This is a genomic window from Lentzea waywayandensis, assembly GCF_900115955.1.
Classification (GTDB): Bacteria; Actinomycetota; Actinomycetes; order Mycobacteriales; family Pseudonocardiaceae; genus Lentzea; species Lentzea waywayandensis.
Genome location: NZ_FOYL01000022.1, coordinates 45,311 through 69,821, shown reverse-complemented (window position 1 = coordinate 69,821; position 24,511 = coordinate 45,311). Strand labels below are relative to the sequence as shown.

The following is a 24,511-nucleotide window of genomic DNA, read 5'->3' as shown; positions in this document are numbered from 1 at the left end:
TTGATGAGCACGACCGCGGTCACCGCCGTTCTTCTCGCGGTGGCCGCACTGCCCGCATCCGCGATCAACTCCTACAACGCCACTCCCGCACCCGAGCGCACCGAGGTCGGCGCGCTCGTCGCAACCTGGGACAACGACGACAACCCGGCGACCCCGGACCGCGTCGACTGGGTCTGCAGCGGAACCATGATCGACGCCGACACGTTCCTCACCGCCGCGCACTGCACCAGTGACTGGCCGGCGAACGTGAAGTTCTACGTGTCACTGCACCAGGACGTCCAGTCCGCGCTGGACAACGCCCCCGGCACGCCGGCTCAGATCGCCGCCGCGGTCGCCGTGCCCGGTACCGCGCACAACCACCCCGCCTACCCCGGTTCGGCCGACGACACCCACGACATCTCCGTGGTGCAGGTGCCGGCGCAGCAGATGAGGGCACGGTGGTCGTTCACACCGGCGAAGCTGCCCACAGCGGACCGGCTGGGTCAGCTCGGCCCGCAGGGGCTCGACGACACGCCGTGGCAGGTCGCCGGTTACGGCACGCAGGAGGCCCGCCGCGGTCCCGGCGGACACACCCACCCCGGTGGCGGTGTCCGAATGAAGGCACCGGTGACGTTCAACGCGCTGAACAACGCGTGGGTGCGGCTCGCCATGACCGCGCCGCAGGGCAACGGTGGCGCCTGCTACGGCGACTCCGGCGGCCCGAACTTCGCCACGATCGACGGCAAGCTGACCCTCGCCGCCACGACGATCACCGGTGACACGCCCTGCTACGCGACCAACGTCGTCTACCGCCTCGACACCCCCGGAGCGCGGGACTTCCTGCGCCCCTTCGTCACGCTGCCCTGATCGAGCACCACCCGCGGTGAGACGGCGGAAATCCGTCTCACCGCGGTTCGGGCACCCGCTGCTCCTCCGCCTTGAGCAGCCGGTGCTCCTGGATCCGGTAGGGCGAGCCGAGGCCGAACACAAGCAGGAACTCCCGCTCCGGCCAGTCCCGCGGTGAGTCGAACAGCTCCACGATCTCGTGCGGGAAGCCGCCCGTGTACCCCTCGGCCATGTGGATGAGCTGGAAGCCCACCGCTCACGGGTAGGTGGCGATCACCTTCCTGGATCGCACCGGACGGACGTCGCTGAAGGTCAACCAGCCGCTCCAGCCGAGAACGCTGGCCACCACGAGGATCACGGCGCCCTGCAGCGGAAGCGTGAGCAGCGCCCAGGTGGAGAAGGCGACGGCGGCGATCGCCATCGACAAGGAGCCCTACCGGCTGCAGACGGCGGAACGGGCCGGCCACACACCCGTGAACCTCACCGTCCAACTGACACTCCGCCTGGCGACTCGTGATTGTCCGTTCCAGGTCGGCTGCGGCCAGGTGCGAACGAGGTAGTGCCGGACGAGGGAGACGTCCGAGGCCGACAGCACCGTGCTGCCCCACTGTCCCGCGACCGTCGGGGGCCGGGTGTGGCGCAGGCCGAGCGCCTTGACCACCGCGCCGACGATGTCAGCAGGCCAGCCCCGCACCGAGCCTGCTCCGCCGACACCACATCGATGGACAACGACCGGTAGTGGGCGCGTTCCGCGTGACCGGAGGCCAGCTTCTGGTGACGCGTGGAGGTCAGGTGAGCGTTGCCCGACTGGTTCGACGTACCGCTGAACTCACGCAGTGGGCGTGGTGCCGTGGTCGTAGGCCTGCTGGGCTTGCTGTATCTGCGCGCTGTGTTCGACAGTCCAGGCGTAGAGATGTCCGAACGGCTCGCGCAATGACTCGCCCAGCGGGGTCAGGGAGTACTCGACGCCGACCGGCGAGGTCGGCAGTACGGTGCGGCGGATCATCCCATTGCGTTCCAGACGTCGCAGCGACTGGGTGAGCACCCGCTGAGTGACCCCTTCCAGCCGGCGCATGAGCTCGTTGAACCGCGTCGGCCGCTCCAGCACCGCCATGATCATCATGGACCACTTGTCCGCGATCTGGTCGAGGATCGGCCTGCTGGGACACTCCGAGCGGAACACGACCTGGCCGCCGGTGACGTTCGCGGCCTCGCCGAGCAGGTAGGTATCCCTCATGATCTCTGGTTCTCCCGAAGTGCGTTCTTGATCTATACCAGCGTTCTGACCAGTGTAGGTATGCATCGCAAACCTACATGCCTATCAGTAACGCGAGGGATTCGTGATGACCGACCAGCCCTACTCGACTCTGCAGGTGAGCACCGATCGCGGTGTTGCCCGCGTCGTGCTGCACAACCCACCGGTGAACGTGCTCAGCGCGACGATGATGCGGGAGCTGCGCACCCTGTTCGACGGGTTCCGCGATGACCCGTCGGTCCGGGTCATCGTCTTCGCCAGCGCCGACCCGGAGTTCTTCCTCGCCCACGTCGACATGCTGATCCTGGAGGACGCGGACGGACTCGACGAGCTCGCCAAGGCCGCTCCGGCGGGTGTCAACGTGTTCCAGGCCGTCGGCGAGCTGCTGCGCCGCCAGCCCCAGGTGACGATCGTCGAGCTCGCGGGCAAGGCCCGTGGCGGTGGCGCGGAGTTCGTCGCGGCCGCGGACATGGCCTTCGCCGCGGCCGAGACGGCCGGGCTCGGCCAGATCGAGGCGCTCATGGGCATCGTTCCAGGTGGCGGCGGCACGCAGTACCTGCGTGAGCGGGTCGGGCGCAACCGCGCCCTGGAGATCGTCCTGGCCGCCGACCTGTTCGACGCCGAGACCGCCGCGGCCTATGGCTGGATCAACCGCGCCGTGCCCGCAGCCGAGCTGCGCGGCGTCGTCGACCGAATCGCCCGCAACATCGCCGCGTTACCTGAAGGAGTCATCGCCGCGGTGAAGCGCGCATTGCCCGCCGACGACCTCACCTCCGGATACCTGCGCGAGCACGACGCCTGGGCAACGCAGGTCGAATCGCCGGCCGTGCAGAAGCTGATGGACGCGGCGCTGCCGAACGGGGTCCAAACACGCGAAGGTGAGCGCAACCTCGAAACGCTGATGCGCACCATCGCAAGCTGAGCCTCACACGACAGTGACCTGCCGGTGGAGGCAGGCCAGGAGTTGCTCGGGCTGGGCCACGGGCCTCCGGCGTCCGCAAAAAACGCACGACAGCGGTGTCCATCGCGCTGCTCAAGGAGTGGATGTGGTCACTCGGGGATAGCGGGCGGCGGCCGCGGCGACGGTTGTCAGGTCTTCGTTCGAAAAGCCGGCGCGACTCAGCACCGCCAGGGATTTGTTCGTTGCCAGCGTGCACAACGCCAGCTCTGCAGCCTCCTGGTCATCGACCCCCGCTGCCCGCAACGCCTGCTCGAGCATCGCCCGCACACCGTCGATCACGGCGCGGACCATCGTCTGGCTCTCCGGGTCGAGGGCCGGGAACTGCGTTGCCGACACCGTGAGCAGGCAGCCGTCCGGGACCGTCGGGTCGGCGATGCGGTTCAGGGTGACCTGCAGGTAGGCGGCCACAACGGCGCTCGGGTTCGAGTGGGGGCCGGACAGCGCCTGGTCGTACAGCGGGTGATAGGTCTGCACGTACCGTTGAAGGCTTTTGCGGAAGAGGGTGCTCTTGTCGCCGAAGGTGGCGTAGAGCGAGCTCCGGCCCAGGCCCGTGCCCTCGGTCAGGCGATCGATCGAGGCCTCCGAATAGCCCCAGCGCCAGAAGACGTGCATCGCGCGTCGCAACGCCTCGTCCACGTCGAATTGCTTGCGGCCCACCATGGTTCGTGACCCTACACATCTTGTATCAATCGTTTCAAGATGTGTAGGGTCCCCGCCATGACAAGTTGCACCGATCGTTCCAAGATGGGTACGGCCGACGGCACGACGAGCTTGAGTTCGCTGCGGCTGCCTGACGGGTTCACCGACGTCTTCACCAGCCGGCTCGTGCAGCTGAACGGACTGCGGCTACACGCGGTCACCGGCGGGGAGGGCCCGCCGCTGCTGTTGATCGGCGGGTGGCCACAGACCTGGTACGCCTGGCGGGAAGTGATGCCCGCGCTCGCCCGCAAGCACACCGTCGTCGCCGTCGACTCGCGCGGGGCCGGGCTCTCCGACAAGCCTGACGACGGTTACGACGCCGGCACGCTGGCCGCCGATCTGGTCGCGCTGATGGCCGCGCTGGGACACGACCGGTTCGACGTGGTCGGCCACGACATCGGCATGTGGACCGGATACGCCCTCGCCGCCGATCACCCCGATCGGGTGGGCCGGCTCGCCGTCGTCGACGCCATCATCCCTGGTCTCACGCCGACCCCGTCGGTCTTCAGCCCGGCCGCGGTCAACCAGCGGCTCTGGCACTTCGGCTTCAACCGGCTCACCGACCTCAACGAGGAGCTGGTCCAGGGGCGGGAGCGGCTCTTCTTCGGCTACCAGTTCGCCAAGAAGGCTGCCACCCCGGACGCGATCCCCGCGTACGCCGTCGACGTCTACGTCGATGCGATCGTCGCGGATCCCCGCGGGCTGCGGGCGAGCTTCGCGTACTACCGGGCGCTGGACGACACGATCGCGCAGAACGAGCAGCGCGCCAAGACCCGGCTGACGCTGCCGGTACTCGCCATCGGTGGAGCAAGGTACAGCGGCGCGATGGTCGCCGAGACGATGCGACTGGCTGCCGACGATGTCACCGGGGCGGTACTCGACGACTGCGGCCATTACGTGGCCGAGGAGCAGCCGGCGCGGTTCACCGAGATCCTGGAGGACTTCCTCGGTGACATCCCGATAGCAGGCGAGACACACGGCTGAGCTCTCGCCGCCCCTGGTACACCGGACATGCTTCTCGTTCGCTGGCGGCCTTGGACGTCGGCCGGACCGAAGTCGGCCCGCTGGTGAGCGTTCACTGGGTGACAGGACAATGCGGGTGCAACTGCGGGCACGTGCGTGTGCGACGGGCGCGTCGAGCAGGGCGGTGCCGATGCCGCGATTGCGGTGGGCGGCGAACACGAACGCGTTGCCCGGATAGGCCCATCGGCTGACCACCACACCGCTGATCAGCACGCCGAGCGGGCGCTGCCGTGGATGGCGCAGACCTGCCTGACGGCGCTCGACCCGGCGTGGCGCTGACAGGATGTCAGTCTTCGGGTGGCATGACGACGTGGTCGCCGTCGGTGCCGGGGCGGAAGAACCGCCAGTCCTCGGCATCCGTGTCCCCGCGCGGCGCTTCGATCCGCAGATCGTCCGAGAGGAACACCGTCAGGTCACCTCTCCCGCTCACCTCGACCGACGTCACGACGATCTCCTCGTCGGCCAGGAAGGTGGCCAGTTCGGCGGCCCGGACGTCGAACCTGTTGGTGCCCTGCACGTCCCAGTCGAAGTCGCCGTCACCGCTCCACCCGCGCGGCGGCAGGTAGACGTCGCCTGAACCGGCCACGCGCTTCTCCCCGGCGAACACCTGCCACGAGCACTGCAGGTGCAGCGAGTACTCGGCGACCTCGCGGGTTCCACCCCGGAGGTCGGTCACCTCCACGTCCGGTCCGAACCCCAGCCAGACCAGGTCGCAGGCACGACCGGCGTAGCGCCACCGCTCACCGACCAGAACCGCCAGTGCCTGGCGCGCCGTCTCCATCACCCGATCATTGTCGGCACGAGCCATCAGCCGGGAAACGCAATTTCCAACCGGTGCACGAGCGCGAGATGCGATCCGCCGCGCACCACAGGAGCGGTTCAGCGACTCCAGGTCGTCCGGGCGTACAGGCCAGAACGAATTGAGTAGTGGCGGCCTCGAACAGACGTCCGGTGTCGCGTGTCCCAGGCGAAAGCCTTGGAGCGCAACGGTTCGACGGAGGCGAACGGATAAGCCGGCACCCCCATCGCCCACCGCCTGAGACGTTGCGGCAGCCCGCAGGTTGCCTCCGGGAGGCGATGGTCACCCGGTTCACTATTTAAATAGTGAACCGTGCTACCTTCGGTTCGTCGATGACGAGAGGAGGTGGCCGTGACCATGCCAAGCCATGCCGGCCCCGTGCTTCCGGTCCTGGCCGAGGGCGCGGGAAAGAGGTACCGCAGGGGCTGGGCGCTGGGCCCGACGTCCCTGGCGATCCCCGGCAACCGGGTCGTGGCCCTCGTCGGCCCGAACGGTGCCGGCAAGAGCACGTTGATGGGGCTCATCACGGGACTGCTGCGTCCGACGGCCGGTTCGATCGCCGTCTTCGGCGACCGGCCGAACGGCAGGGGGCTGCATCCCGCGGTGTCCTATCTGGCCCAGCAGAAGCCGTTGTACGCGCAGCTCACCGTTGCCGAGACGTTGACGTTCGGCGCGCGGACGAACCCCACCTGGGACCAGCGCTACGCCTCGTACCTGATCGAGCAGGCCGGGGTGCCGATCACCGCGAAGGTCGGCACGCTGTCCGGTGGGCAGCGCACTCGCGTCGCCCTGGCTCTGGCGCTGGGGAAACGGCCGCGGCTGTTGCTGCTCGACGAGCCGTTGGCCGATCTGGACCCGCTCGCGCGGGAGGCGGTGCTGGGCGCGTTGATGACCGAAGCGAAGTCCCAGGGCATTACCGTGGTGCTGTCCTCGCACGTGCTGGCGGAGCTGGAAGGTGTGTGCGACCACCTCGTGTTGCTCCACAGAGGACAGATTCTGCTGGCCGGGGGCGTCAACCTGCTCAGCGCGAACGGCACCCCGCTAGGAGAACTGGTTCTGCACCACATGCGTGCGGCGGCGGCACAGGAGACAGCGGCATGATCTGGGCATCGTTCCGGTTGCAGCGCGTACAGCTGCTCACCCTTCTCGGGGTGCTTGTCGTCGGCGCGGGTGTCCTCGTGCTGCTGCGCTCGAACATGGTCGACGCGATCACCTCGGCGCAGCTGACCCAATGCGCGGCGCGGGGAGGCAGCGCGTGCGCGTCGGACGCGCAGAACGTGTTCCTGGCCGACTGGAGCAACCTCTTCCAGATCGCACGCATCCTGATCATCGTGATGCCGATCCTGATCGGCGTGTTCATCGGGGCTCCGCTGTTCGCCCAGGAGCTCGAGAACGGCACCCACGTCCTCGCCTTCACCCAGTCGGTGAGCCGCACCCGGTGGATGCTCAGCAAGCTGGTCGTCGCGCTGGTGCCCGCCCTGGTCGTCGTGGTGGTGTTGCAGTACCTGGTCTGGTGGTGGCTGACCGCGGCCGGCACGCTGGGCCCACGGGTCAACGGTGCGTGGAATCCCGTCAACTTCGGCATCGACCACGTCTCGCCGATCGCGTACACGCTTTTCGCCTTCGCGCTCGGCGCCTTCATCGGCGTGGTGTCACGCCGCACCCTGGTGGCGATGACCGCGGCGTTCGGCGTGTTCGTCGCCGTGCGTTTCGTCCTGGTCGGGCAGGTGAACCGGTTCGTGCCGAGCGAGCGACGGGTGGCCGTGGACGCACCGGCCGCGCGCGACGGTGGCCTGCAGGTCGGCTCGGGCTGGCTCGACGCCGCAGGGCTGGAGGTGCCGCGGGCCCGGTCCCTGGCCGTGTCCGACGCGTGCCGGACGGCGCCGTCGGGAACGCCGCCAGGGCAGGAGGAATTCCTCGCGTGCATGCGGGAGTCCGGCCTCATGAACAGCTACGCGCTCGTCCTGCCGGAAAGCAGTGCCTGGCTGGCACACCTGTACGACGCGGCGATCTTCGGAGGGTTCGCGGTGCTGTTGCTGGCAGGCACGGTCTGGGCCCTGCGCAGGCAGAGCTGAGTGTGGTGGACGCCCCGGAGCGGGAGAGCACCTATGCTGACCGACGTGATCGAGTTCCGGATCGACCGGCACTCCGGGGTCTCCACCTACATGCAGATCGTCCACCAGGTCGAGCAAGCCATGCGGCTGGGGCTGCTGGCCCCCGGCGACCGGCTTCCCTCAGCACGGGAGGTGGTGGACGCCACCGCCGTCAACCCCAACACCGTGCTCAAGGCCTACCGCGAGCTCGAACGCGAAGGACTCGTGGAGGGCCGCCGCGGTCTGGGCACCTTCGTGACCAAGTCGCTGGCCTCCGAGGCGACCGCGGGCGACGACGCGCCGCTGCGCAAGGAACTGGCTCGCTGGATGAGCCTCGCCCGGGAGGGCGGCTTGGTCGTCGAGGACGTCGACGCCCTGTACTCCGCGGTCCGCGAAGAGCACTACCCCGTCGAGGAACGATCATGATTCCGTTGAGCGCCGACTCGGTCGGCAAGCGGTACCGCAGCCACTGGGCGGTCCGCGACTGCACCTTCGCCCTCCCGGAGGGCAAGGTCATCGCCCTGGTCGGGCCGAACGGCGCGGGCAAGAGCACGCTTCTGCGCATGGCCGCGGGCCTCGTCCGCCCGACGGCCGGGGAGCTGGAGGTCTTCGGCACGCCGGTGCGCGGCGGTACTCATCCGGACGTCTCGTTCCTGGCCCAGAACCGGCCGCTCTACAGCGACCTCACGGTGCGCGAAACAGTGCGAGTCGCGGCCGCCATGAACGACCGCTGGTCCGCCGAGCGGGTCCAGGAGGTGCTCGGGCTGCAGGCCGGCGTCGACCACGGGGCGAAGATCCGCACGCTGTCCGCGGGCACCCGCACGCAGGTGGCCATCGCGCTGGCGCTGGGCCGGCTGCCCCGGCTGCTTCTGCTGGACGAGCCGTTGTCCGACCTCGATCCCCTGGCCCGCGACGAGACTCTGCGGATCATCATGGCGGAGGTCGCCGACCGGGGCACCACGGTGGTGATGTCGTCACACCTGCTCGCGGACCTGCGCGAGGTGTGCGACCACATGCTCCTGGTCGACGAGGGCCGGGTCCAGGTCGACGGCGACATCGAGGAAGTCCTGGCACGCCATCGCATCCTGGTCGGACCGGCCGCCGACGAGTCCGCAGTGGCGGGAACGCTCGTCAGCGCGACCCGCACCCAGCGCCAGGCCACGTTGCTGCTGAAGGACTCCGGGCCCGCGCCCCAGGGCTGGACGGACGCGGAGCCCGACCTGGAGTCGCTGGTGATGGGCTACCTGCGCGCGTCGCGTGCTCGGTCGTCGGCTCCGCGCGGATAGCGGCCTCGCCGTCTCCCGATCTTGATCTTCCGGGAGACCGCACCTGATTGATTCTCGTTCACACGGCTCACCTTTCGGGTCAGCCGTGCACCTTCTGCTGCCCTCCTCCGGAATGGATCACAGCCATGCACGGTGATGTGGACTCGCCTACCCGAAAACTGTTTCCGAAGATGGCCACCTGGACGCCGCCACAGCGGCAGAGCCGGACCAGGTGGGTGGTTTCGGCGGGCCTCGTGATCGTGTTGCTCACTGCCCTCGTCGCAGTCGTTCGCCAGGCCGGCTCGGACGAGTGGCACACCCGCTGCGCCGAGTTCACACCGGTCGCGGGTGAGGTGCGCCCTCTGCAGACGGCACGTCAGGCGCTCCTGAGCGCCGGACACGATCCGGTGCTGTCGATGGAGATCGTCGACCTGGACACCTGTGCGACGGTTCTGTCCTGGAAAAGCGACCTCGCTCAACCGGCGGCCTCCGTGGTGAAGCTGCTGATCGCACTGGACCTGCTGCAAAGAACGTCCACGAATTCCGATGAGGTGGAGAACGACATCACCGCGATGCTGACGCGCAGCGACGACGGTGTGGCGAGCCGGTTGTGGCAGCACGGTGGAGGGTCCGAGATCATCGCTCGCCAGGTCAAGGCGCTCGGCCTGCGCCACACCCGGCCCCCGGCGGTCGCGGGACAGTGGGGCAGCACGGTGCTGTCGGCCTCGGACGTCTCCCTCGTCTACCGCCACATCGCCGGCGCCCTCGAGGCCGAAGACCGTGAGCTGCTGACGTCGGCGATGTCCGAGGCTCCGCGCGCCGCGGCGGACGGAGTAGACCAGTACTTCGGCATCCCCAGCGGCCTGCCGGACGCGACGTGGGCGGTCAAGCAGGGCTGGGGCAGCTCGGGCGATCGCCGAGTGCTCAACAGCACGGGGTTCGTCAAGCTCGGTGGCACCTATGTCGTGACGTTGCTGAGCTCCTGGCGCAAGGACGTCGACCTGGCGACGATGAGCGCCGCGCTGACCAAGGCCGTTGAGGCCCTTCGCGGCACGATGCGTTAGTCACGCGCGACGGACAGCGGAGCATCACAGCCACGTCCGTGCCGGAATTGTGCGTGCCGAAAACCCCATCCGTGCAGGTTAAGCGACATGGTGATACTCGTGGATGACTCCGCTGGCCTGAGTGACCCATGCGTAGGTGGGGTGTGCGGTGGCGCCGCGTATGCGTGCGCGCCGGCCGGCATGGTGGATGGCGGCGCGAATGTCGTGGCGCTGACCGGTCAGCGTGACCGTTTCGATGAAGTCCATCGCCAGGATCGCCTCAGTCTGCGAACGCAAGAAGTGGGCCCACGTAACGGTCGTGCGGCGCGGGGTTGGATCGATCCCACCAGTCAGGGCGCTTTGGGCGAGGGCGCGTGCCGACGAACTGGCGCTGCTCGCCGACATTGGCGCCGGACCGGAGGTAGTGCGGCGGCTGTCTGAGTCGGCGCATCGGCCGTTGCTGACGTCGTGGCTGCAGGCGTACGACCGCGGAGGACCGGCTGGAGGCGCTGTCACTGGCTCAACGTGAGGATGGGCGCGACACCTCGGCGGGGCTTGCTCGGCGCAAGCGAGCGCTTGCGTTGTTGCGCGACCCATTGCTCTGGCGACCGGGGACCGGGAGCCGATCAGCGAGGCACGGGCGTGAAGCCGAGGGTGGTGAGGAGTCGCTCCGAGGGGGTGTTGCCGTCGGTGACCCCGGCGAACACCGGGGCGTCGAGGGCTCGCAGCGATGCAGCAACCACCGCGGTGCCAAGGCCATGGCCCTTCCACTCTGGATGCGTGATGACGTAGGCGAGCCAGAAGTCTTTGTCGTTCAAGGAGATCAGCGAGGCGGCCGCGATCCTGCCTTCTCGAAGGACCACGAAACTCGCGCGCGGCACCGCGTTCTGCCGCCAGCCCGCGATCTCCACGGCCCCGTCGCTGTTGCCGCCGAGGTGCTCATCGATCGTGCCTGCATAGGCGCGTTCCATGAGGACGGCGAGGGCGGCGTCGTCCCGGTCGTCGACGAGGCGGAGGTTCTGCGGCGAGTCGGGCACCGGGCCTGGCGCGCGCCGGTACACAGTCCGGTTCATCTGCCTAGTGTGGTGGGCGGTGTCCACTGGTTTTGTGACGTGAAGATCGTGGCTGTCCCCGTTGCCGCGTTAGGTGGCACCCACGTACGTGACGATCGCCCCGCCGCGTCGTGATGACGCCGGCCGAGGGCGTTCAGGCTTCGAAGCTGCTGCACGGCGACTAGAATCAACCGGCTGGCTTGAAGGCGTCCTCGGTAATTCACATTTCGGCCACTTTCACATCAGTGCACCAATCCAACGCGAGCGTGTCGGGCACGGTACTGATGCCGTCGGCGCCACTCCGACCAGTGCAGGCAGTCCAGGGGATATCTGGTCGGAACAATGACCAGGCGGATGAACAAGTGCCGGATCTCGTTGCGGGTCAACGGGACCATCTCCGCCGAGACCGGGCCGGCACGCTCAGCGGCGAGCGTGACGACCAGGAACAGATGCGCCACCAACACCAACGTGGCCCAGCGATACCACGACGTCAAGGTGGGCGTTCTAGGGTGGGCGGATGAAGGTTCTGTCCATCCAGTCGGTTGTCGCCCACGGCCACGTCGGCAACTCCGCCGCCGTGTTCCCGCTGCAGCGCCTCGGGGTCGAGGTCGTCCCGATCCCCACGGTGAACTTCTCCAACCACACCGGGTACGGCGCGTGGCGCGGTCCGCTCCTGCCGCCGTCGGACGTGGCCGAGATCCTGCTCGGGGTGGAGGAACGCGGAGTGTTCCCGCAGGTCGACGCCGTGCTGTCCGGCTACCAGGGAGGCACTGGCATCGCCGATGTGATCATCGACGCGGTGCGCAGGGTGAAGGCCGCGAACCCGGCGGCGCTCTACGCGTGCGACCCGGTGATGGGCAACGCCAAGTCCGGGTGCTTCGTCGCGCCCGAGATCCCCGTGTTGTTGCGCGACAGGGTCGTGCCGGTGGCCGACATCATCACCCCGAACCAGTTCGAGCTGGGCTTCCTCACCGGCACCGAGCCGGCGAGTGTCGAGGAGACGCTGGCGTCGGCCGACCTCGCCCGCGCGATGGGCCCGTCGACCGTGGTGGTCACGAGCGTCGAGCGGCCCGACCGGGAGGAGGGCACGATCGAGATGCTCGTTGTGGACACCGTCGGGTCGTGGCTCGTGAGCACCCCGCTCCTGCCGTTCAAGGCGAACGGGTCCGGCGACGTCACAGCCGCGCTGTTCACCGCCCACTACGTGCAGACGAAGGACGCGGCGCTGGCGCTGGAGCGCACCGCGTCGAGCGTCTTCGACCTGATCGACCTGACCTACCGCTCCGGTGAGCGCGAGCTGCGGCTGGTGCAGGCCCAGGAGTTCTACGCGACGCCGCGGATGCAGTTCAAGGCCGAGCAGGTGCGCTGAGCCCGCGTCGCGCGATCGCCGCGCAGGACGACCCGCGACCGCTCGGACTCGCTCATGCCACCGAGCACGCTCATCAGCATCTTGTGCGACGGGTTCCGCAAGTCGTACTTGGCGCCCGACTCCGGCACCCACAGGTCAACGCCGTACGCCTCGAACCGCGGAGCGATCAACGAGAACTGATTGCCGAACCAACGCCGCCAACAACCGCGAAGCCTCGTCCCGTCGCTCCCACGGCGCCGACCGCGACTTCCCGATGTCGAAGAACTCATCCACGATCTGGCCGCCCAATGGACCGACGAACTTCTCCGCATTGCCGAACTGCCGGCCGCGTGATGTCTCAGGATCCTGGTTGTCCTCAGTCGAACAGCGTCCGCTACCGCGCCGACGCCGTCTTCCAGGACTTCGCTGACCTCGATACCACGCAGATCGTCCAGCGTCGCCCACGGGTCCGCACTGGTTCAGAACCGGAAACCGAGCCGAAGTCCATTCTTTCAATATTGAGCACGAAAAGATAATGGCGCGATCACCGCAATCCGGCCAGGCCGCCCGCATTGCGGAACAACGAACGGCGAGGAATCGTCCAATCCTTCCCGACAGCTGGATCCGATTGACATCGCACAGGGCGCTAGATCTGGCGCGGATCCAGGTTGCGCGTGCTGTGCCGCCAGGCAGCCGCAATGGGAACCAACAGCACTGCGTAGACGACTGCCGGCACCGCCACCCACCCCTGCAGGTGGCGCGCCGCCTTCACCAGCATGAGCACGATGAAGGTCAGGTTGATCAGGGCGACTCCGCCGTACGAGATCAGCGAGGTGAGGCGGTGCGGCACAGGGGCGGTATGGATGTTGGTGGCGAGCTCGGTTGCCGTGGCGCCGACGGATGCGGGCATCGCGTCGCCGAGGATCTCCCGTTCCAGTGTGAGGATCGACCGTGCTCGGACCGCGGCGAGGTTGAGCAGCTGCGAGTGAAAGGCCGCGATGCAGACGAGCGGAAACGGCAACAGGCTGATCGCCCAGCCCAACAGCTCGAGCTTGTCGTAGAAGGCGATCATGCCTACGAGGTAGGTGACCGCCGCGCCCATCGTGGCGAGGCTGACGGTCAGCGTCGTGACGCGGTCGGACCGATCGCTCTGGTACACGGCGATCAGCGCTTGCAGGCGGTCGGCCACGGTCGAGCCCTTCGTTCGTGTTGAGTTGCGACTACCTTGCTATCGGCCGCTCGTCGGTGGGCGTGAGCAGGTCGTGCCACCGATCGGGTGATGCTCTCGTCTGCTCGCTGAATTGCGATGCCTGCTTTCGCCGCGCTGCCTACGCTCAACGGTCCTGGACGCGTGGAGGACGACGTGGCGCAACGGGCACGGTTCAAGGACATGATCGTCGTGCTGCCCGGTATCGGCGGGAGCGTGCTGCGTGATCAGGACGGGCCGGTCTGGGAACCGTCGATCGGCATGGCAGGTTCGCTGCTGCGCGACCGGCACGACGTGCTCGCCAGGCTCACCGGTGACCGGGGGAAGCTCGATGACCCCGACCACCGGGACGGAGTGGTCGCGACCGGCTTGATCAGCACACCGGTCGCTCTGCCGGGGTTCGCGACGCTCAACCAGTACACGCCGCTGCGGCGGGCGCTCGACGCGGCTTTCGAGCTCCGGCACGGGGATCCCGCCGACGCCGGTGGTGCGCCGGCGAACTACTTCGAGTTCGCCTACGACTGGCGGCGGGACAACAGGGTGTCCGCGCTCGGGCTCAAGACGCTGATCGACCGCGAGCTGGCGAAGTGGCGCGCGTACCAGATCGGCGGCGGGCCGAAGGTCGTTCTCGTGTGCCACAGCATGGGCGGGCTGGTGGCGAAGTACTACCTCGACGTGCTCGGCGGCTGGCGGGACTGCCGCACGTTCATCACCTTCGGCACCCCGTTCCGCGGCTCGGTCAAGGCGGTGCACATGCTGGCCAACGGTTTGAGCCTGTTCGGCATCGACTTCACCGCGATGTCCGAGGTCCTCAGGAACTTCACCTCCGTCTATCAGCTCCTCCCCCGCTACCCGATGGTGGCGCAGCGGCCGGGAGGGCCGGTGGTGCGGGTGAGCGAGCTGACCGGGAACGTCGGAGGGCTCGACGTCGCCCGCGCCCGCGACGCCTACGAGGACTTCCACCGCGCAATGGATCCGGAGCGTTCCTCGCATCAGGGAAGGCGGCTCGACGAGCTCGTGCGGATGCGGCCGATCATCGGCCACGGACAGAGCACCCTGCAGTCGGCTGTCGTCGGGGAGACCACGCTGAGCGCGTCGACCGAGCTCGCGTCGGACGAACCGGACGTCCTCGCGTTCGGCACGGGCGACGGCACCGTGCCCGAACTCTCCGCGCTGCCCATCGAGCTCTCCGACGACGGCCCGTGGTGGTGGGAGAACGGAAAGCACTCCACCATGCACACCGTCCCGAACACGTTGGCCAGTCTGGTGAAAACGCTGATGATGGGCTCCGGCGGCCTCACCGATCTGCAGGGGCCCGAACAGAGGGAATGGGAAGAGGCCGCCAGGCCGGCGGAAGTCACCCTCGACGTCCGCGTCGACGAGGTCAGCCCGAGCGGCGAACCGGTCACGATCGACTGCGTGCTGAACGGTGCCGATGTAACCGAACCTCCCCGTTTGACGATTTCTCGGGATGTACCCGTCGAACTGTCGGAAACCGAAGAGGGATACAGATATCGCGTGAGGGGGCTTTCCGTCGGCACCCACGAGCTCAAGGTCGACTGGGCAGGGTGCTCGGTCAGCGACGTCGTCGAAGTCTGCTGAAACAGTGGTGGGCGTGTGGACTGGCAGAAGTGGAACAAGAACGAGCCGGCACGGCTTGCCTGCTACGTCCATGTGGCCGACACGATCCGCGTGTTCGACGAACCCCACGTCGACGCCGAGCTGCGCCGCGATCGCCTCGCGACCGTTCGCCGGGTGTACGAGTTCCTCGCCGCCAAAGGCATTCCGTACGACACCTCGCTGGTCGACTTCGCCGATTACCACCAGGACGAGCAGGTCATCAGGCAGCCGTGGGAGATGCTCCGCGGCGGAAACTGCCTCGAACTGACGTTGCTGTTCGCGGCGCTGTGCCAGCGAGCGCGTCTTCGCACGCTGGTGGTGCTGCTGGAACGGCACGCGATGATCGCGGTACGGCTCGACCACGACGTCGAGTCGCTCGGCGGTGATCCCGGTCCCGACGACTGGGAACTGCTCAGCGGTGGGCTGCTGCCGCCCGGCCACGACGTGCACGACATGGCCGCCAAGCTGGCCGAATGGGTGGCGAAGGGACGTTGCGTCCTCATCGAGTGCACCGGGATGGCCGCAGGGAGACACCGCCTGACGTTCGACGACTCCGTCACCCGAGGCCTGTCCCAGCTGACCGGGGTGGTCAAGGGCGCGCTGACCCAGGTCGTCGACGTCGGCCTTTTCCTCATGCACGAGAGGTCGCGGTACAGGCCATACGAGGTGACGGCACACGAAGTGTCCTCCGCGGACGCGGCGGAAGTGGTGCTGGGCGAGGCCGCGATCACGGTCGTGCGGGCGTACCTGGCCCGGCTCGACGCCCCGCCGCCTGAACCCGAGCGGTGGAACGTGAGTGGCCTGGGCACGATGCTGGCCGCCGCGGGCCAAGTCTCCGAGCTCGGCGTAGTGCTGCGAGGCCTGTGCGAAGTGCTGAAGGCGGGCGCGTTCGTCAAGAGCTGGATGCCGCACCACCTCACGTCGCAACGACTGGGCGCGGCGATGATCACGACGTTCCCCGGCAAGCCCGGGCCGGTGAACGCGATCACGGTGACCGACTACCTCGCCCACGTGTTCCTGCATCGCACCCCCGGCAACGACAGCTGGAAGACCGCGATGGTCGACTACATCGCGACCGTCGCACTCAACGCAGGACTGGACGTGCTGCACCCGAGGTTCTACGCCTGGGCGGTAGGCCTGCTCGACGAGGTCCGGGCGAACGACACGCTCCAGGCGGCAGACAAACGCCGCAACGCCACGCAGTGGCGGCTCCGGATCAGCCTGCACGGCTCGCTGACCGGGCAGTGGCCGACCTCGGTCATGGCGTGGCTGTTCGACGGTGACAAGCAGATCGATGAGAGAACGGAACCGTGCGAGCCGACGCAGAGCTCCGCCGAGGCCGCGGTGGGCGAGCTGCTGGCGTGGGCGATCTACGAAGCCACCGACGAGAACGACGAGCTCAAACAGGTCGAGATCGCGGTACCGACGTCGCTGTTGACGCACTGGCGCCCGGAGGAGACCACGCTGGTCAGCAAGATCGGGCTGCGGCACGACGTCGTGGTCCGGTGGAGCGGACGCCTCGGCTCGCGGCGCCACATGCTCAGGATGCTGTCCGAGGCGCCCCAGCGGTGGGAGTTCATCGACCAGCGCGGCGCGGACGCGCTGGTCTGGCTGAAGTCCCACCAGACCGGCGACGTCGACACGGTCCGCGAGCTGCTGGCGAGCGGCAAGCACCAGGGCGCCATGGGGCTGCGCTTCCTTCCGGACCAGTGCGACGACCTGCTGGCGACGCTGCTGTCGTTCTCGCCGGTGCTGTTGTGGCCCGGCAAGGACCAATGCGCGTGGGACGACATCGACCAGGAGCTGCGCCTGCACTGGAAGTCGCTGCCCAGCGCCCTCGCCAACGCCTACCGCGCCAGTTGGACGCAGGACGAGCCGCCGGCGCTTGCGGTCGTGAGGGCCGTGTGGGACGACCAGGACTGGATGGCGTTCTGCCGCAGCTATCTCAGGACACAGCCGAGCCTCGGACGATCGGGAGGATGATCATGGCGTGGGAGCCGTACTACCGCGGTGACAACATCGCGCGGGACGTCACGCTGCCGGCGCCGCCGCCGTGGCGGAAGTTCCCGCTGACCGAGAAACGTTCGGCGAGCACCTTCCAGCCACCGCCCGGACTCGTCGACGCGGTCAACGCCGCGCTGTGCCTGCACCGCCCGCTGCTGCTCACCGGGCCACCGGGATCCGGCAAGTCCACGGTGGTGGACTCGATCGCGACCGAGCTGAAGCTCGGCACGGTGCTGCGCTGGCACATCACCTCCCGCAGCACGCTCACCGACGCGCTCTACCGCTACGACGCGCTGGGCAGGCTCGACGCGACCCAGCACGACGAGGCCGACGACATCGGCCGCTTCGTCGAGCTCGGTCCTCTCGGCACCGCGTTGCTGCCAGGAGACCGGCCCCGCGCCGTGCTGATCGACGAGATCGACAAGAGCGACATCGACCTGCCGAGCGACCTCCTCAACGTCCTCGAACGCGGCGAGTACACGATTCCCGAGCTCTCCAGGCACAAGACCGAGCAGATCAAGGTCCGCCAGGCCGGGGGCGAGGGCACCGCCCTGATCTCCAACGGCAAGGTGCGGTGCACGACGTTCCCCGTGATCGTGATGACGAGCAACGGCGAACGGGACTTCCCCGCCCCGTTCCTGCGGCGCTGCATCCGCTTCGAGGTCCCGAAGCCGGACGTCAACGACCTGACCAGGATCGTGGGCGCGCACCTGGGCGACAAAGCGGCAGCGCAGGCGGGTGACCTGCTCACCAGTTTCATGCAGGAACTGACGAGCGGCCGGACCGTCGCGACCGACCAGCTGCTCAACGCGATCTACCTCGTGAACGGACTGGAGGGCGAGCAACGCCAAGCCCTGTCGAAGCTCCTGCTGCGCGCCCTCTCGGAAGCCTGAGCCGTGCTCGACCGGCTGATCCGCGGCCTCACGGCGTTCTCGGCCGACATCGACGCGATGTCGGTCGCGGACGTGCTGTGGCTCGCCCGCGCCATGCAGCCGGAACCCGAGATCGCGCCCCCGCCGGCGAAACCACCCGACGCGACCCTGCCGCCGGCCATGCCGGAGCTCGACTCACCCCGATGGGACAAGCCGCCTCTGGAGGAACCGGAGCCGCCGAACGAGGATGACGTCGTCGCGCCGGTGCAGGACGACGAGACCGGTGCCCGGCAGGGGTCGCGGACCGGGCTGCCCACCGGCAGGGCGCTCGCGCAGACCCTCGACATCGCCCGCGCTCTTCGTCCGTTCAAGCAGCGGTTCCTCAACATCACCCGCCGCGAGCTCTCCGTCGACGACACGATCGAGCACTACGTGGCGACCAACCTCCTCACCCCGGTGCTCGTCCCGGCGAAGGAGCGCTGGTTCAACGTCGACGTGGTGGTCGACGGATCCGCGTCCATGGCGGCGTGGGACGACACTGTCACCGAGCTGATGAGCGTGCTCCGCCGCATGGGCGCGTTCCGGACCGTCGAGAAGTGGTACATCGATCCGAACCAGGTCAAACCGTTGCTGCACAAGACGCACGAGGTCAGCCTGAAGCCGCGTGCGCTGCGGGACCCGCGCCAGCGGCGGCTCGTGATCGTCGTGTCCGACTGCGTCGCGGAAGGCTGGTATCGCGAGGATATCTGGTCGGTGCTGCGTGACTGGGGTTCCGCCACGCACACCCTGCTGCTGAACCCGCTGCCGCAGAAGCTGTGGCGCCGCACCGGGCTCGACCAGCCGGCCAGCCGTCTTCGCCAGTCGAGGCCGGGAGCGCCCAACAGCAACCTCAAGTTCGGCCTGTCCCCGCTCCTGCGCCGCAAACCCGGCGAACCCCCTTGGCTTCCGCTGCCGGTAGTCGGCCTGTCCGTCACCTCCCTGGCCCAGTGGGCTCGCACCGCGATGGCCAAGGACCCCACCGGATGCGACGGCGTCCTGCTCTCCCCCGCCGGCGACCTGTCCTCCGAGGACCTCGACTACCTCGACGATGACCCGCCGGACGGAAGGGAGCTCGTGGAGTCGTTCCGCCTCACCGCGTCCGGCCCCGCGTGGCGCATCGCCGTCCTCTGTGCGAACCAGGACATCCTGCACGTGCGGGTGTTGCGTTTCATCCAGCGCGAGCTAGTACCCGACGCACAGCCCGCCGACCTCGCCGAGGTGCTGACCAGCGGCCTGTTCCACGAGGCCGCCGGGTCGACGCCGGAGGAGCTGATGGTCGCGCTCCGCGACGGGGTCAGCGAGCAGCTGTTGACCTATGCGTCCACATTGGACACCTGGACCCTCGTCAACGCGCTGACCGACTACACCCGGTCGGAGGCTTCGGCGCTCGGCGAGGTCACCGCCGTCGTGCTGGACGAGGCCGGCGAACTGACGGTGCCCGAGCACCTCCGGCCCTTCGCCCGCGCGGCACGGAAAGCCGCGGAGCTGCTCGAACCGTCACCCGAGCCCGAGCCCCTCACGGTCCTGCTGCCCGAGCCCGAACAACAGGTGCCTCCGCCGGTACCGACCGCCGACACCTTGATGAAGGGGAGGTTCGTCGGCATCGGTGTCGGCTCGTACGAGCTGGTGCAGCCACTGCCACACGCCACGAGCGACGTGCGGGCGTTCGGCGCCCTGCTCAGGGGCCTCGTAGGCGAGCCGCTGACCGACCCGACCGAGGCCGACATCCGCGCGCACATGAAAGCGCTGCGCACCAAGCCGCAGGACGGCGGCGCGCTGGTGGCGTTGTGGAGCGGGCACGCGATCCCCGTCGCGGGCAACCTCAGGCTCCTGGCCAGGGACAACGACGGCGTGGTCGACGGGATCATGCTGCACGAGTTCGCGCTGTGGTGTGCCGCGTCGGGTGCGCACCAGGTGCTCATCATCATCGACGCCTGCTACTCGGGCGACCAGCTCGACGAGGCCGTCCGCACGGTCTCCGCGATCCAGGAGGAGCTGCTGGCGGGCCAGGTGCACTGGGCCGGCGTGCTGATGTCGTGTTCGAGCGTCGAGACAGCCCGTGAAGGTGTGTTCGGCCGCGCACTACGCCGCTTGCTCACTGTCGGGCCGAGGACAGCCGAAGACGTCTGGCGCTGGAGTGACCGCACGCCGCTGGTCGACGGTGGGGCGTTCGGAGCCGCACTCCTGAACGGATGGGACAACGACCTGCAGCGGCCGCAGTTCATGCAGTACGGCTCGGCCCAGCCGATGCTGCCGAACCCGCTGTACAGACCGCCGTCGATCGTGAAGCACCTGCTGCTCGCGGCACGCGGCGGCGACTCGCCCAACGGCCGTTCGTGGTTCAGCGGCCGCACGGCGGAGGTCGACCGCGTTGTCGGCTGGGTTCGATCCGGTGTACCCGGTCTCCGGGTCGTCACGGGTTCACCGGGCACCGGCAAGTCCGCGCTCGTCGGCCGCGTGGTGAGCCTGTCGAACCCCGTGGAACGTGCGCGTTTGTACGCAGCCGGGCGGGCCTGGAGGCACACCGATCCCGGCGAGAACTCGATCGTGGCGAACGTCCACGTGCGGGCGATGGACGCGAACCGGGTCGCCGACGTGATCAGCCGGCAGATGGTGACCGCCGGGTTGATCCCACCTCCCGAAGAGTCCGGGCGCGACGCGGCGGAACTGGTGGGAGTTCTTGCTCGGCACACGGACGCGACACCGGTCGTCGTGGTGGACGGGCTGGACGAAGCGCGAGGTGAGTCGTTCTCGATCGCGACAACGCTCCTCACCCGCATCGCGCAGTACTGCACGGTGATCGTGTCGACCCGGCAGGCCCACCGAGTGGGGGGTGGCGCGCCACTGCTGACCGAGCTGTCACCGGTCGAGGTGCTCGACCTCGACGACTCGAACAACGAACCCGACGTCCGCGCATATGTGCTGGCACGGCTGGGCCCTGACGCCCCGCAGTCCTTTGTGGACGAGCTGGCGAGACTGCCGTTCCTGACCGCCTGGATGGTCACCGAGCAGGTGCTCGCGGACGGTGGTGCCGATGTGGGGTTCTCGCTGGATGCCGCGTTCGACCGCGAGCTCTCGAAGGTGCCGTCCGCGCGGGCGTTGCTGACCGCGCTGACATGGAGCTACGGCGCGGGATTCCCCGAGGCTGAGTGGCTCGCGGTGGCGGAGGCGTTGTCCAACCAGACGTTCAGCCACGACGACATCAACGCCGTGCTCACCGAACTGGGACCGCAGGTTCTCCAGGACAGCGAGGAGGGAAGCACGGTCTTCAAGCTCACGCACCAGACGTTCGCCGACCACCTGCGGATGCCGTTCGCTCCGAGCCGCGACGGGGTGTTCGCGCCCGGTGCGGAATTGGTCGCGAACGCGCTGATCCAGCTGTACCGGCAGCGCATGGAGGCGGGAGTGCCGCCGAACGTGCCGGGCTACCTGCGGCGGTACGCGTGGCGGCACTGCGGCAATGCGGGTGGGTTCGCATTGGACGGCTTGCGCGAGTTGGCCATGATGAACAGGACGCTCCTGCCGGACATCGCGTTCGCTGCCACGACGGTCGCGAACGAACTCACGCAGTGGGGTCGTGGCGACGAGGCCGTCGCGCCTTTGGAGGAGGCGGCTGAGCACTTCCGCGCGCTGGTGCCGACGTCCCGGATGCACCTGGCGGACCTCGCTCATGTCCTCCTCCAGCTCGGCTGGCGGTACCGCGAGGCCGGACGGCTACAGCAGGCCGTTGCGCGCGCGGAAGAAGCCGTCGTGCGGTACCGCGAACTGGTCGCCGCGACTCCGACGACGGCGGAAAGCCTTGCGCAAAAACGACTTGCTCAGCGCATCGCCAAGACGACCACGCACAGTGATGACGATCCGACCTACTCCTCCCACCTCAGCGGCGCGCTGGTCGACCTCAGCGAGATCTACGCGATGCTCAACCGCCGCCACGAAGCACTCTCCACCGCACGTGACGCCGTGGCCGCGGTCGAGGACGGCGCCCCGCTGGCGCGCGCGACGATGTGTCTGGCGGCGCGCTGCCGCGAAACCGGGCTGCGGTACGAGGCCATGCAACGCTCCAAGCTGGCCGTCGAGATGTACTACGCGCTCTCCCAGACGAACCCGGTGAGCCTCTCGGCTCTGGTCGGCGCGCTGGTCGAGCTGAGCCTCGACTACCTGACGCTCGGCAGGCTGGCGGACGCCGACAGCACCACGCAGCAGGCCGCCGAGATCAGCGGCACGCTCGGCCGGCACGCGGCGTTCCGTCCCCAGCTCGCGGACGCCGCGCTGAGCCTCAGCACCGCCTACAGCCTGATCAACCGAACCGAAGACGCACTGAACACCGCACGTCAGGCCGCCGACCTCGCGGACGGCCTGCGGGTGCACGGTCAGGCGTTGCACCTCCTGATGCGCCGCCAGCGTGATGCCGGCAAGCCGAGGGAGGCGGTGGCGACCGGGCTGCGCGCCGTCGAGGTGTGCTTGTTGCCGGAGAACGCGCAAGAACTGACCACCACCCTCCCCGCGGCATTGTTCACGCTCGACACGGTCTCCGCAGGCCTGCGGCAGCCGGAGATCGTGGACGAGACCTGGGAACGAGTGACCTCCCGGCTCATCGGTCCAACGCTCGCCACACTCCTCATGCTGCGCGCGGCCTCCGCGCGAGCCGGAGATCCCCAAGCCGCCAAGTGGTTGTCCCGGGCGCTCACGCACGTCGGTCAGTCCCGTCAGGCGATCCACGACGTGCACGAGATCGCGCGCCGCCACTACGACTCGGGCCCTTGGCCCTGGGACACGACGCCGGACTGGCTGACCGTCGATCGCACGCTTCTCCGGACCGCCCGCGCTTGGGTGTTCGCCCGCACGTACGCCGAGGAACGCGCCTTCCTCCTCAGCCATCCCGAACTGCTCTCGTCCGATGCGGACGTAGCGGTCACCGAGGCGTTGTACGGAGCAAGTCTCGTCGAGGCGCAGATCATCCAGTCCAGGCGCACCACCGCCCAGCAGCAGGGCGTCGAGCAGGCGTACCGGCCGTGGCTGCTGGCGAGCCTCGCCGACGAGTTCGTCGACGCAACCCCCGCACGCAGGCGAGAGCTTCTCGCGACGCGACGCGACGAACTACTGGACCGAGAAGTCCTCAAGAACGTCCGGGACAACCGGGCAGTGCACGCGATGCTGCTGCTCGCCGAGGAGGACTCCGACGTCCTCGACCTCGTGCTGGACGCACAGGAAAACCCTGAGCTCGCCACGGAATTGCTGCGCCGGCTGGCCCCTGCCGCGACGCCGCAGGCGATCTTCCAGGCCGTCACGGCGCTGGAACCGCACCCTCTGGCCGCGCTGTACAAGGTGGTGGCACGGGTGCGCGCCGGAGACGCTCGTCTGGTGCTGCCGGAGGCGTACGAGCGCCTGGCGTGGATCAACGAGCTCACCTACCTGCTGCCTTCCGTGCCGAACCTCGCCACGCTGATCAGGGTGCTGTCCGCCCCAGCCTGATCAGCGAGGAGCACGACGCCGCCGCGCAAATCGGGCTTTCGCCCGCACTGTGTGAGCCTCCGCGACGCGCTCGAACGGAAACGTCGTGGTCGTGGACGACTCCAGCTGCAGGCGATCCACGTCCAGGCCGCCTCGGGTGGGGTCCGCGGCAAGGTCGTCTTCCTCGTCTCCGGCATCTGACAACCCTCCACCCGACAGCAGAAAGACCATGTCACTCGGGCTGGATCCCGGGATCGCCACCGCGCTGGCCCCGATGGCGCACAGATCACGCTGCGCTGGTACACCAAGGAAGGCGCGACCCTGGGCCCCGCCGTGCTGTTCTTCCATGGCGGCGGGCACATCCTCGGCCACATCGACCTGTTCGACGGCCCCGTCTCCCGCTACGTGTCCACGACCGGTGTGCCAATGCTGTCCGTCGAGTACCGCCGAGCGCCCGAACACCCCTTTCCCACCCCGCTCGAAGACGCCTACACAGCACTGCGCCGGCTGCACGACCACGCCACCGAACTGGGCGTCGACCCCGCACGAATCGGCGTCTTGGGCGACAGCGCCGGGGGCGGGATGGCGGCGGCGCTGTCGATCCTCGCCCGCGACCGCGGCGGCCCGGTCATCGCGAGGCAGATCCTGATCATGCCGATGCTCGACGACCGCACCACCGAGATCGCCCCGCACGTCGCGCCCTACGCGTTGTGGTCCTACGACGACAACCTCACGGCATTGCCCGCCCTGCTCGGCGACGCCGCCGGCGGCCCCGACGTCCCGGCCACCGCGGCACCCGCCAGGCTGGAGGACGCGGCCGGCCTGCCACCGGCCTACGTCGAGGTCGGCCAGCTCGACGTCTTCCGCGACGAGAGCCTGGCCTACGCGACGAAGCTCAGCCGCGCCGGCGTACCGGTCGAGTTCCACCTGCACCCCGGCGCACCGCACTAGTTCG

General features: G+C 68.6%; 23 protein-coding genes and 2 pseudogenes. 15 read left to right on the top strand and 10 right to left on the bottom strand.

Annotated features, from left to right (window positions below; all coding sequences use genetic code 11):
- Positions 1 to 3: 3 nt before the first annotated feature.
- The gene (locus tag BM417_RS44995) at positions 4 to 846 is read left to right on the top strand and encodes a trypsin-like serine protease (protein WP_245822847.1); all 843 of its coding nucleotides are present in this window, start codon (positions 4 to 6) and stop codon (positions 844 to 846) included.
- A 37-nt stretch (positions 847 to 883) separates the two neighbouring features.
- On the opposite strand, the gene BM417_RS44990 is transcribed toward BM417_RS44995, so the two are convergent.
- From BM417_RS44990 to BM417_RS44980, 3 genes are all read right to left on the bottom strand, one after another.
- Entirely contained in the window at positions 884 to 1,078 is a 195-nt protein-coding gene (locus BM417_RS44990) for a hypothetical protein (protein WP_093606251.1), read from the bottom strand.
- Between the two features lie 3 nt (positions 1,079 to 1,081).
- Complete coding sequence (locus tag BM417_RS48350; protein WP_177320977.1) at positions 1,082 to 1,246, bottom strand: hypothetical protein; 165 nt, start codon at positions 1,244 to 1,246, stop codon at positions 1,082 to 1,084.
- Between the two features lie 408 nt (positions 1,247 to 1,654).
- Positions 1,655 to 2,062, bottom strand: a complete 408-nt coding sequence (locus BM417_RS44980) for a winged helix-turn-helix transcriptional regulator (RefSeq protein WP_093606249.1) — start codon at positions 2,060 to 2,062, stop codon at positions 1,655 to 1,657.
- A gap of 106 nt (positions 2,063 to 2,168) precedes the next feature.
- On the opposite strand from BM417_RS44980, the gene BM417_RS44975 reads away from it, so the two are divergent.
- Positions 2,169 to 3,002 carry an enoyl-CoA hydratase/isomerase family protein gene (locus BM417_RS44975; RefSeq protein ID WP_093606248.1) on the top strand — a complete coding sequence of 278 codons (834 nt, stop codon included), beginning with the start codon at positions 2,169 to 2,171 and terminating at the stop codon, positions 3,000 to 3,002.
- A 111-nt stretch (positions 3,003 to 3,113) separates the two neighbouring features.
- On the opposite strand, the gene BM417_RS44970 is transcribed toward BM417_RS44975, so the two are convergent.
- Entirely contained in the window at positions 3,114 to 3,701 is a 588-nt protein-coding gene (locus tag BM417_RS44970) for a TetR/AcrR family transcriptional regulator (RefSeq protein ID WP_177320976.1), read from the bottom strand.
- A gap of 84 nt (positions 3,702 to 3,785) precedes the next feature.
- Between BM417_RS44970 and BM417_RS44965 the strand changes: the two genes are divergently transcribed.
- Positions 3,786 to 4,724, top strand: coding sequence for an alpha/beta fold hydrolase (locus BM417_RS44965; protein WP_245822845.1), 939 nt, complete (start codon positions 3,786 to 3,788; stop codon positions 4,722 to 4,724).
- Between the two features lie 114 nt (positions 4,725 to 4,838).
- On the opposite strand, the pseudogene BM417_RS50435 reads toward BM417_RS44965, so the two are convergent.
- Both BM417_RS50435 and BM417_RS44955 read right to left on the bottom strand, forming a co-directional pair.
- A pseudogene (locus BM417_RS50435) lies at positions 4,839 to 5,120 on the bottom strand (hypothetical protein); the annotation flags it as partial.
- The gene (locus BM417_RS44955; protein WP_093606246.1) at positions 5,050 to 5,544 is read right to left on the bottom strand and encodes a hypothetical protein; all 495 of its coding nucleotides are present in this window, start codon (positions 5,542 to 5,544) and stop codon (positions 5,050 to 5,052) included. The gene BM417_RS44955 and the pseudogene BM417_RS50435, both read right to left, overlap by 71 nt.
- A gap of 375 nt (positions 5,545 to 5,919) precedes the next feature.
- On the opposite strand from BM417_RS44955, the pseudogene BM417_RS44950 reads away from it, so the two are divergent.
- The 5 genes and pseudogenes from BM417_RS44950 to BM417_RS44930 form a co-directional block, all read left to right on the top strand.
- Positions 5,920 to 6,432: pseudogene (locus BM417_RS44950) on the top strand (ATP-binding cassette domain-containing protein); the annotation flags it as partial.
- Between the two features lie 227 nt (positions 6,433 to 6,659).
- On the top strand, positions 6,660 to 7,637 hold the full coding sequence (locus BM417_RS44945) for an ABC transporter permease subunit (RefSeq protein WP_093606245.1): 978 nt from the start codon (positions 6,660 to 6,662) through the stop codon (positions 7,635 to 7,637).
- Positions 7,638 to 7,682: 45 nt separating this feature from the next.
- Entirely contained in the window at positions 7,683 to 8,081 is a 399-nt protein-coding gene (locus BM417_RS44940; RefSeq protein WP_218164777.1) for a GntR family transcriptional regulator, read from the top strand.
- Entirely contained in the window at positions 8,078 to 8,941 is an 864-nt protein-coding gene (locus BM417_RS44935) for an ATP-binding cassette domain-containing protein (RefSeq protein WP_093606243.1), read from the top strand. The genes BM417_RS44940 and BM417_RS44935 overlap by 4 nt, the downstream gene beginning before the upstream one ends.
- A 170-nt stretch (positions 8,942 to 9,111) precedes the next feature.
- Positions 9,112 to 9,984, top strand: a complete 873-nt coding sequence (locus BM417_RS44930; RefSeq protein ID WP_093606242.1) for a serine hydrolase — start codon at positions 9,112 to 9,114, stop codon at positions 9,982 to 9,984.
- Positions 9,985 to 10,062: 78 nt separating this feature from the next.
- Here the strand turns inward: BM417_RS44930 and BM417_RS48345 are convergent, their stop codons facing one another.
- A complete protein-coding gene (locus BM417_RS48345; RefSeq protein WP_177320975.1) occupies positions 10,063 to 10,230 on the bottom strand; it encodes a hypothetical protein in 168 nt (55 codons plus the stop codon).
- Between the two features lie 359 nt (positions 10,231 to 10,589).
- A complete protein-coding gene (locus tag BM417_RS44920; protein ID WP_093606241.1) occupies positions 10,590 to 11,036 on the bottom strand; it encodes a GNAT family N-acetyltransferase in 447 nt (148 codons plus the stop codon).
- 496 nt (positions 11,037 to 11,532) lie between these two features.
- Between BM417_RS44920 and pdxY the strand changes: the two genes are divergently transcribed.
- Positions 11,533 to 12,384, top strand: coding sequence for a pyridoxal kinase PdxY (gene pdxY / locus BM417_RS44910; RefSeq protein ID WP_093606239.1), 852 nt, complete (start codon positions 11,533 to 11,535; stop codon positions 12,382 to 12,384).
- Here pdxY and BM417_RS49690 read toward each other — a convergent pair.
- Both BM417_RS49690 and BM417_RS44900 read right to left on the bottom strand, forming a co-directional pair.
- Positions 12,339 to 12,554, bottom strand: coding sequence for a hypothetical protein (locus tag BM417_RS49690; RefSeq protein ID WP_245822843.1), 216 nt, complete (start codon positions 12,552 to 12,554; stop codon positions 12,339 to 12,341). The genes pdxY and BM417_RS49690 overlap by 46 nt on opposite strands.
- Before the next feature lie 455 nt (positions 12,555 to 13,009).
- On the bottom strand, positions 13,010 to 13,552 hold the full coding sequence (locus tag BM417_RS44900; protein ID WP_093606238.1) for a hypothetical protein: 543 nt from the start codon (positions 13,550 to 13,552) through the stop codon (positions 13,010 to 13,012).
- A gap of 117 nt (positions 13,553 to 13,669) precedes the next feature.
- On the opposite strand from BM417_RS44900, the gene BM417_RS44895 reads away from it, so the two are divergent.
- The 6 genes from BM417_RS44895 to BM417_RS44875 all read left to right on the top strand — a co-directional run bounded on the left by BM417_RS44895 (position 13,670) and on the right by BM417_RS44875 (position 24,507).
- Positions 13,670 to 15,172: an esterase/lipase family protein gene (locus BM417_RS44895; RefSeq protein WP_093606237.1), complete on the top strand. Its 1,503-nt coding sequence runs from the start codon at positions 13,670 to 13,672 to the stop codon at positions 15,170 to 15,172.
- Positions 15,173 to 15,187: 15 nt separating this feature from the next.
- A complete protein-coding gene (locus BM417_RS44890; protein WP_093606236.1) occupies positions 15,188 to 17,173 on the top strand; it encodes a vWA-MoxR associated conflict system protein in 1,986 nt (661 codons plus the stop codon).
- Positions 17,170 to 18,087 (top strand): AAA family ATPase, encoded by a 918-nt coding sequence (locus BM417_RS44885; protein ID WP_245822841.1) that lies wholly within the window; start codon positions 17,170 to 17,172, stop codon positions 18,085 to 18,087. Before BM417_RS44890 ends, BM417_RS44885 begins: the two co-directional genes overlap by 4 nt.
- A 3-nt stretch (positions 18,088 to 18,090) precedes the next feature.
- Positions 18,091 to 23,577 carry an SAV_2336 N-terminal domain-related protein gene (locus BM417_RS44880; RefSeq protein ID WP_093606235.1) on the top strand — a complete coding sequence of 1,829 codons (5,487 nt, stop codon included), beginning with the start codon at positions 18,091 to 18,093 and terminating at the stop codon, positions 23,575 to 23,577.
- 51 nt (positions 23,578 to 23,628) lie between these two features.
- Complete coding sequence (locus BM417_RS50030; protein ID WP_281251412.1) at positions 23,629 to 23,757, top strand: hypothetical protein; 129 nt, start codon at positions 23,629 to 23,631, stop codon at positions 23,755 to 23,757.
- Positions 23,758 to 23,889: 132 nt separating this feature from the next.
- A complete protein-coding gene (locus tag BM417_RS44875) occupies positions 23,890 to 24,507 on the top strand; it encodes an alpha/beta hydrolase (RefSeq protein WP_245822839.1) in 618 nt (205 codons plus the stop codon).
- Positions 24,508 to 24,511 lie beyond the last annotated feature (4 nt).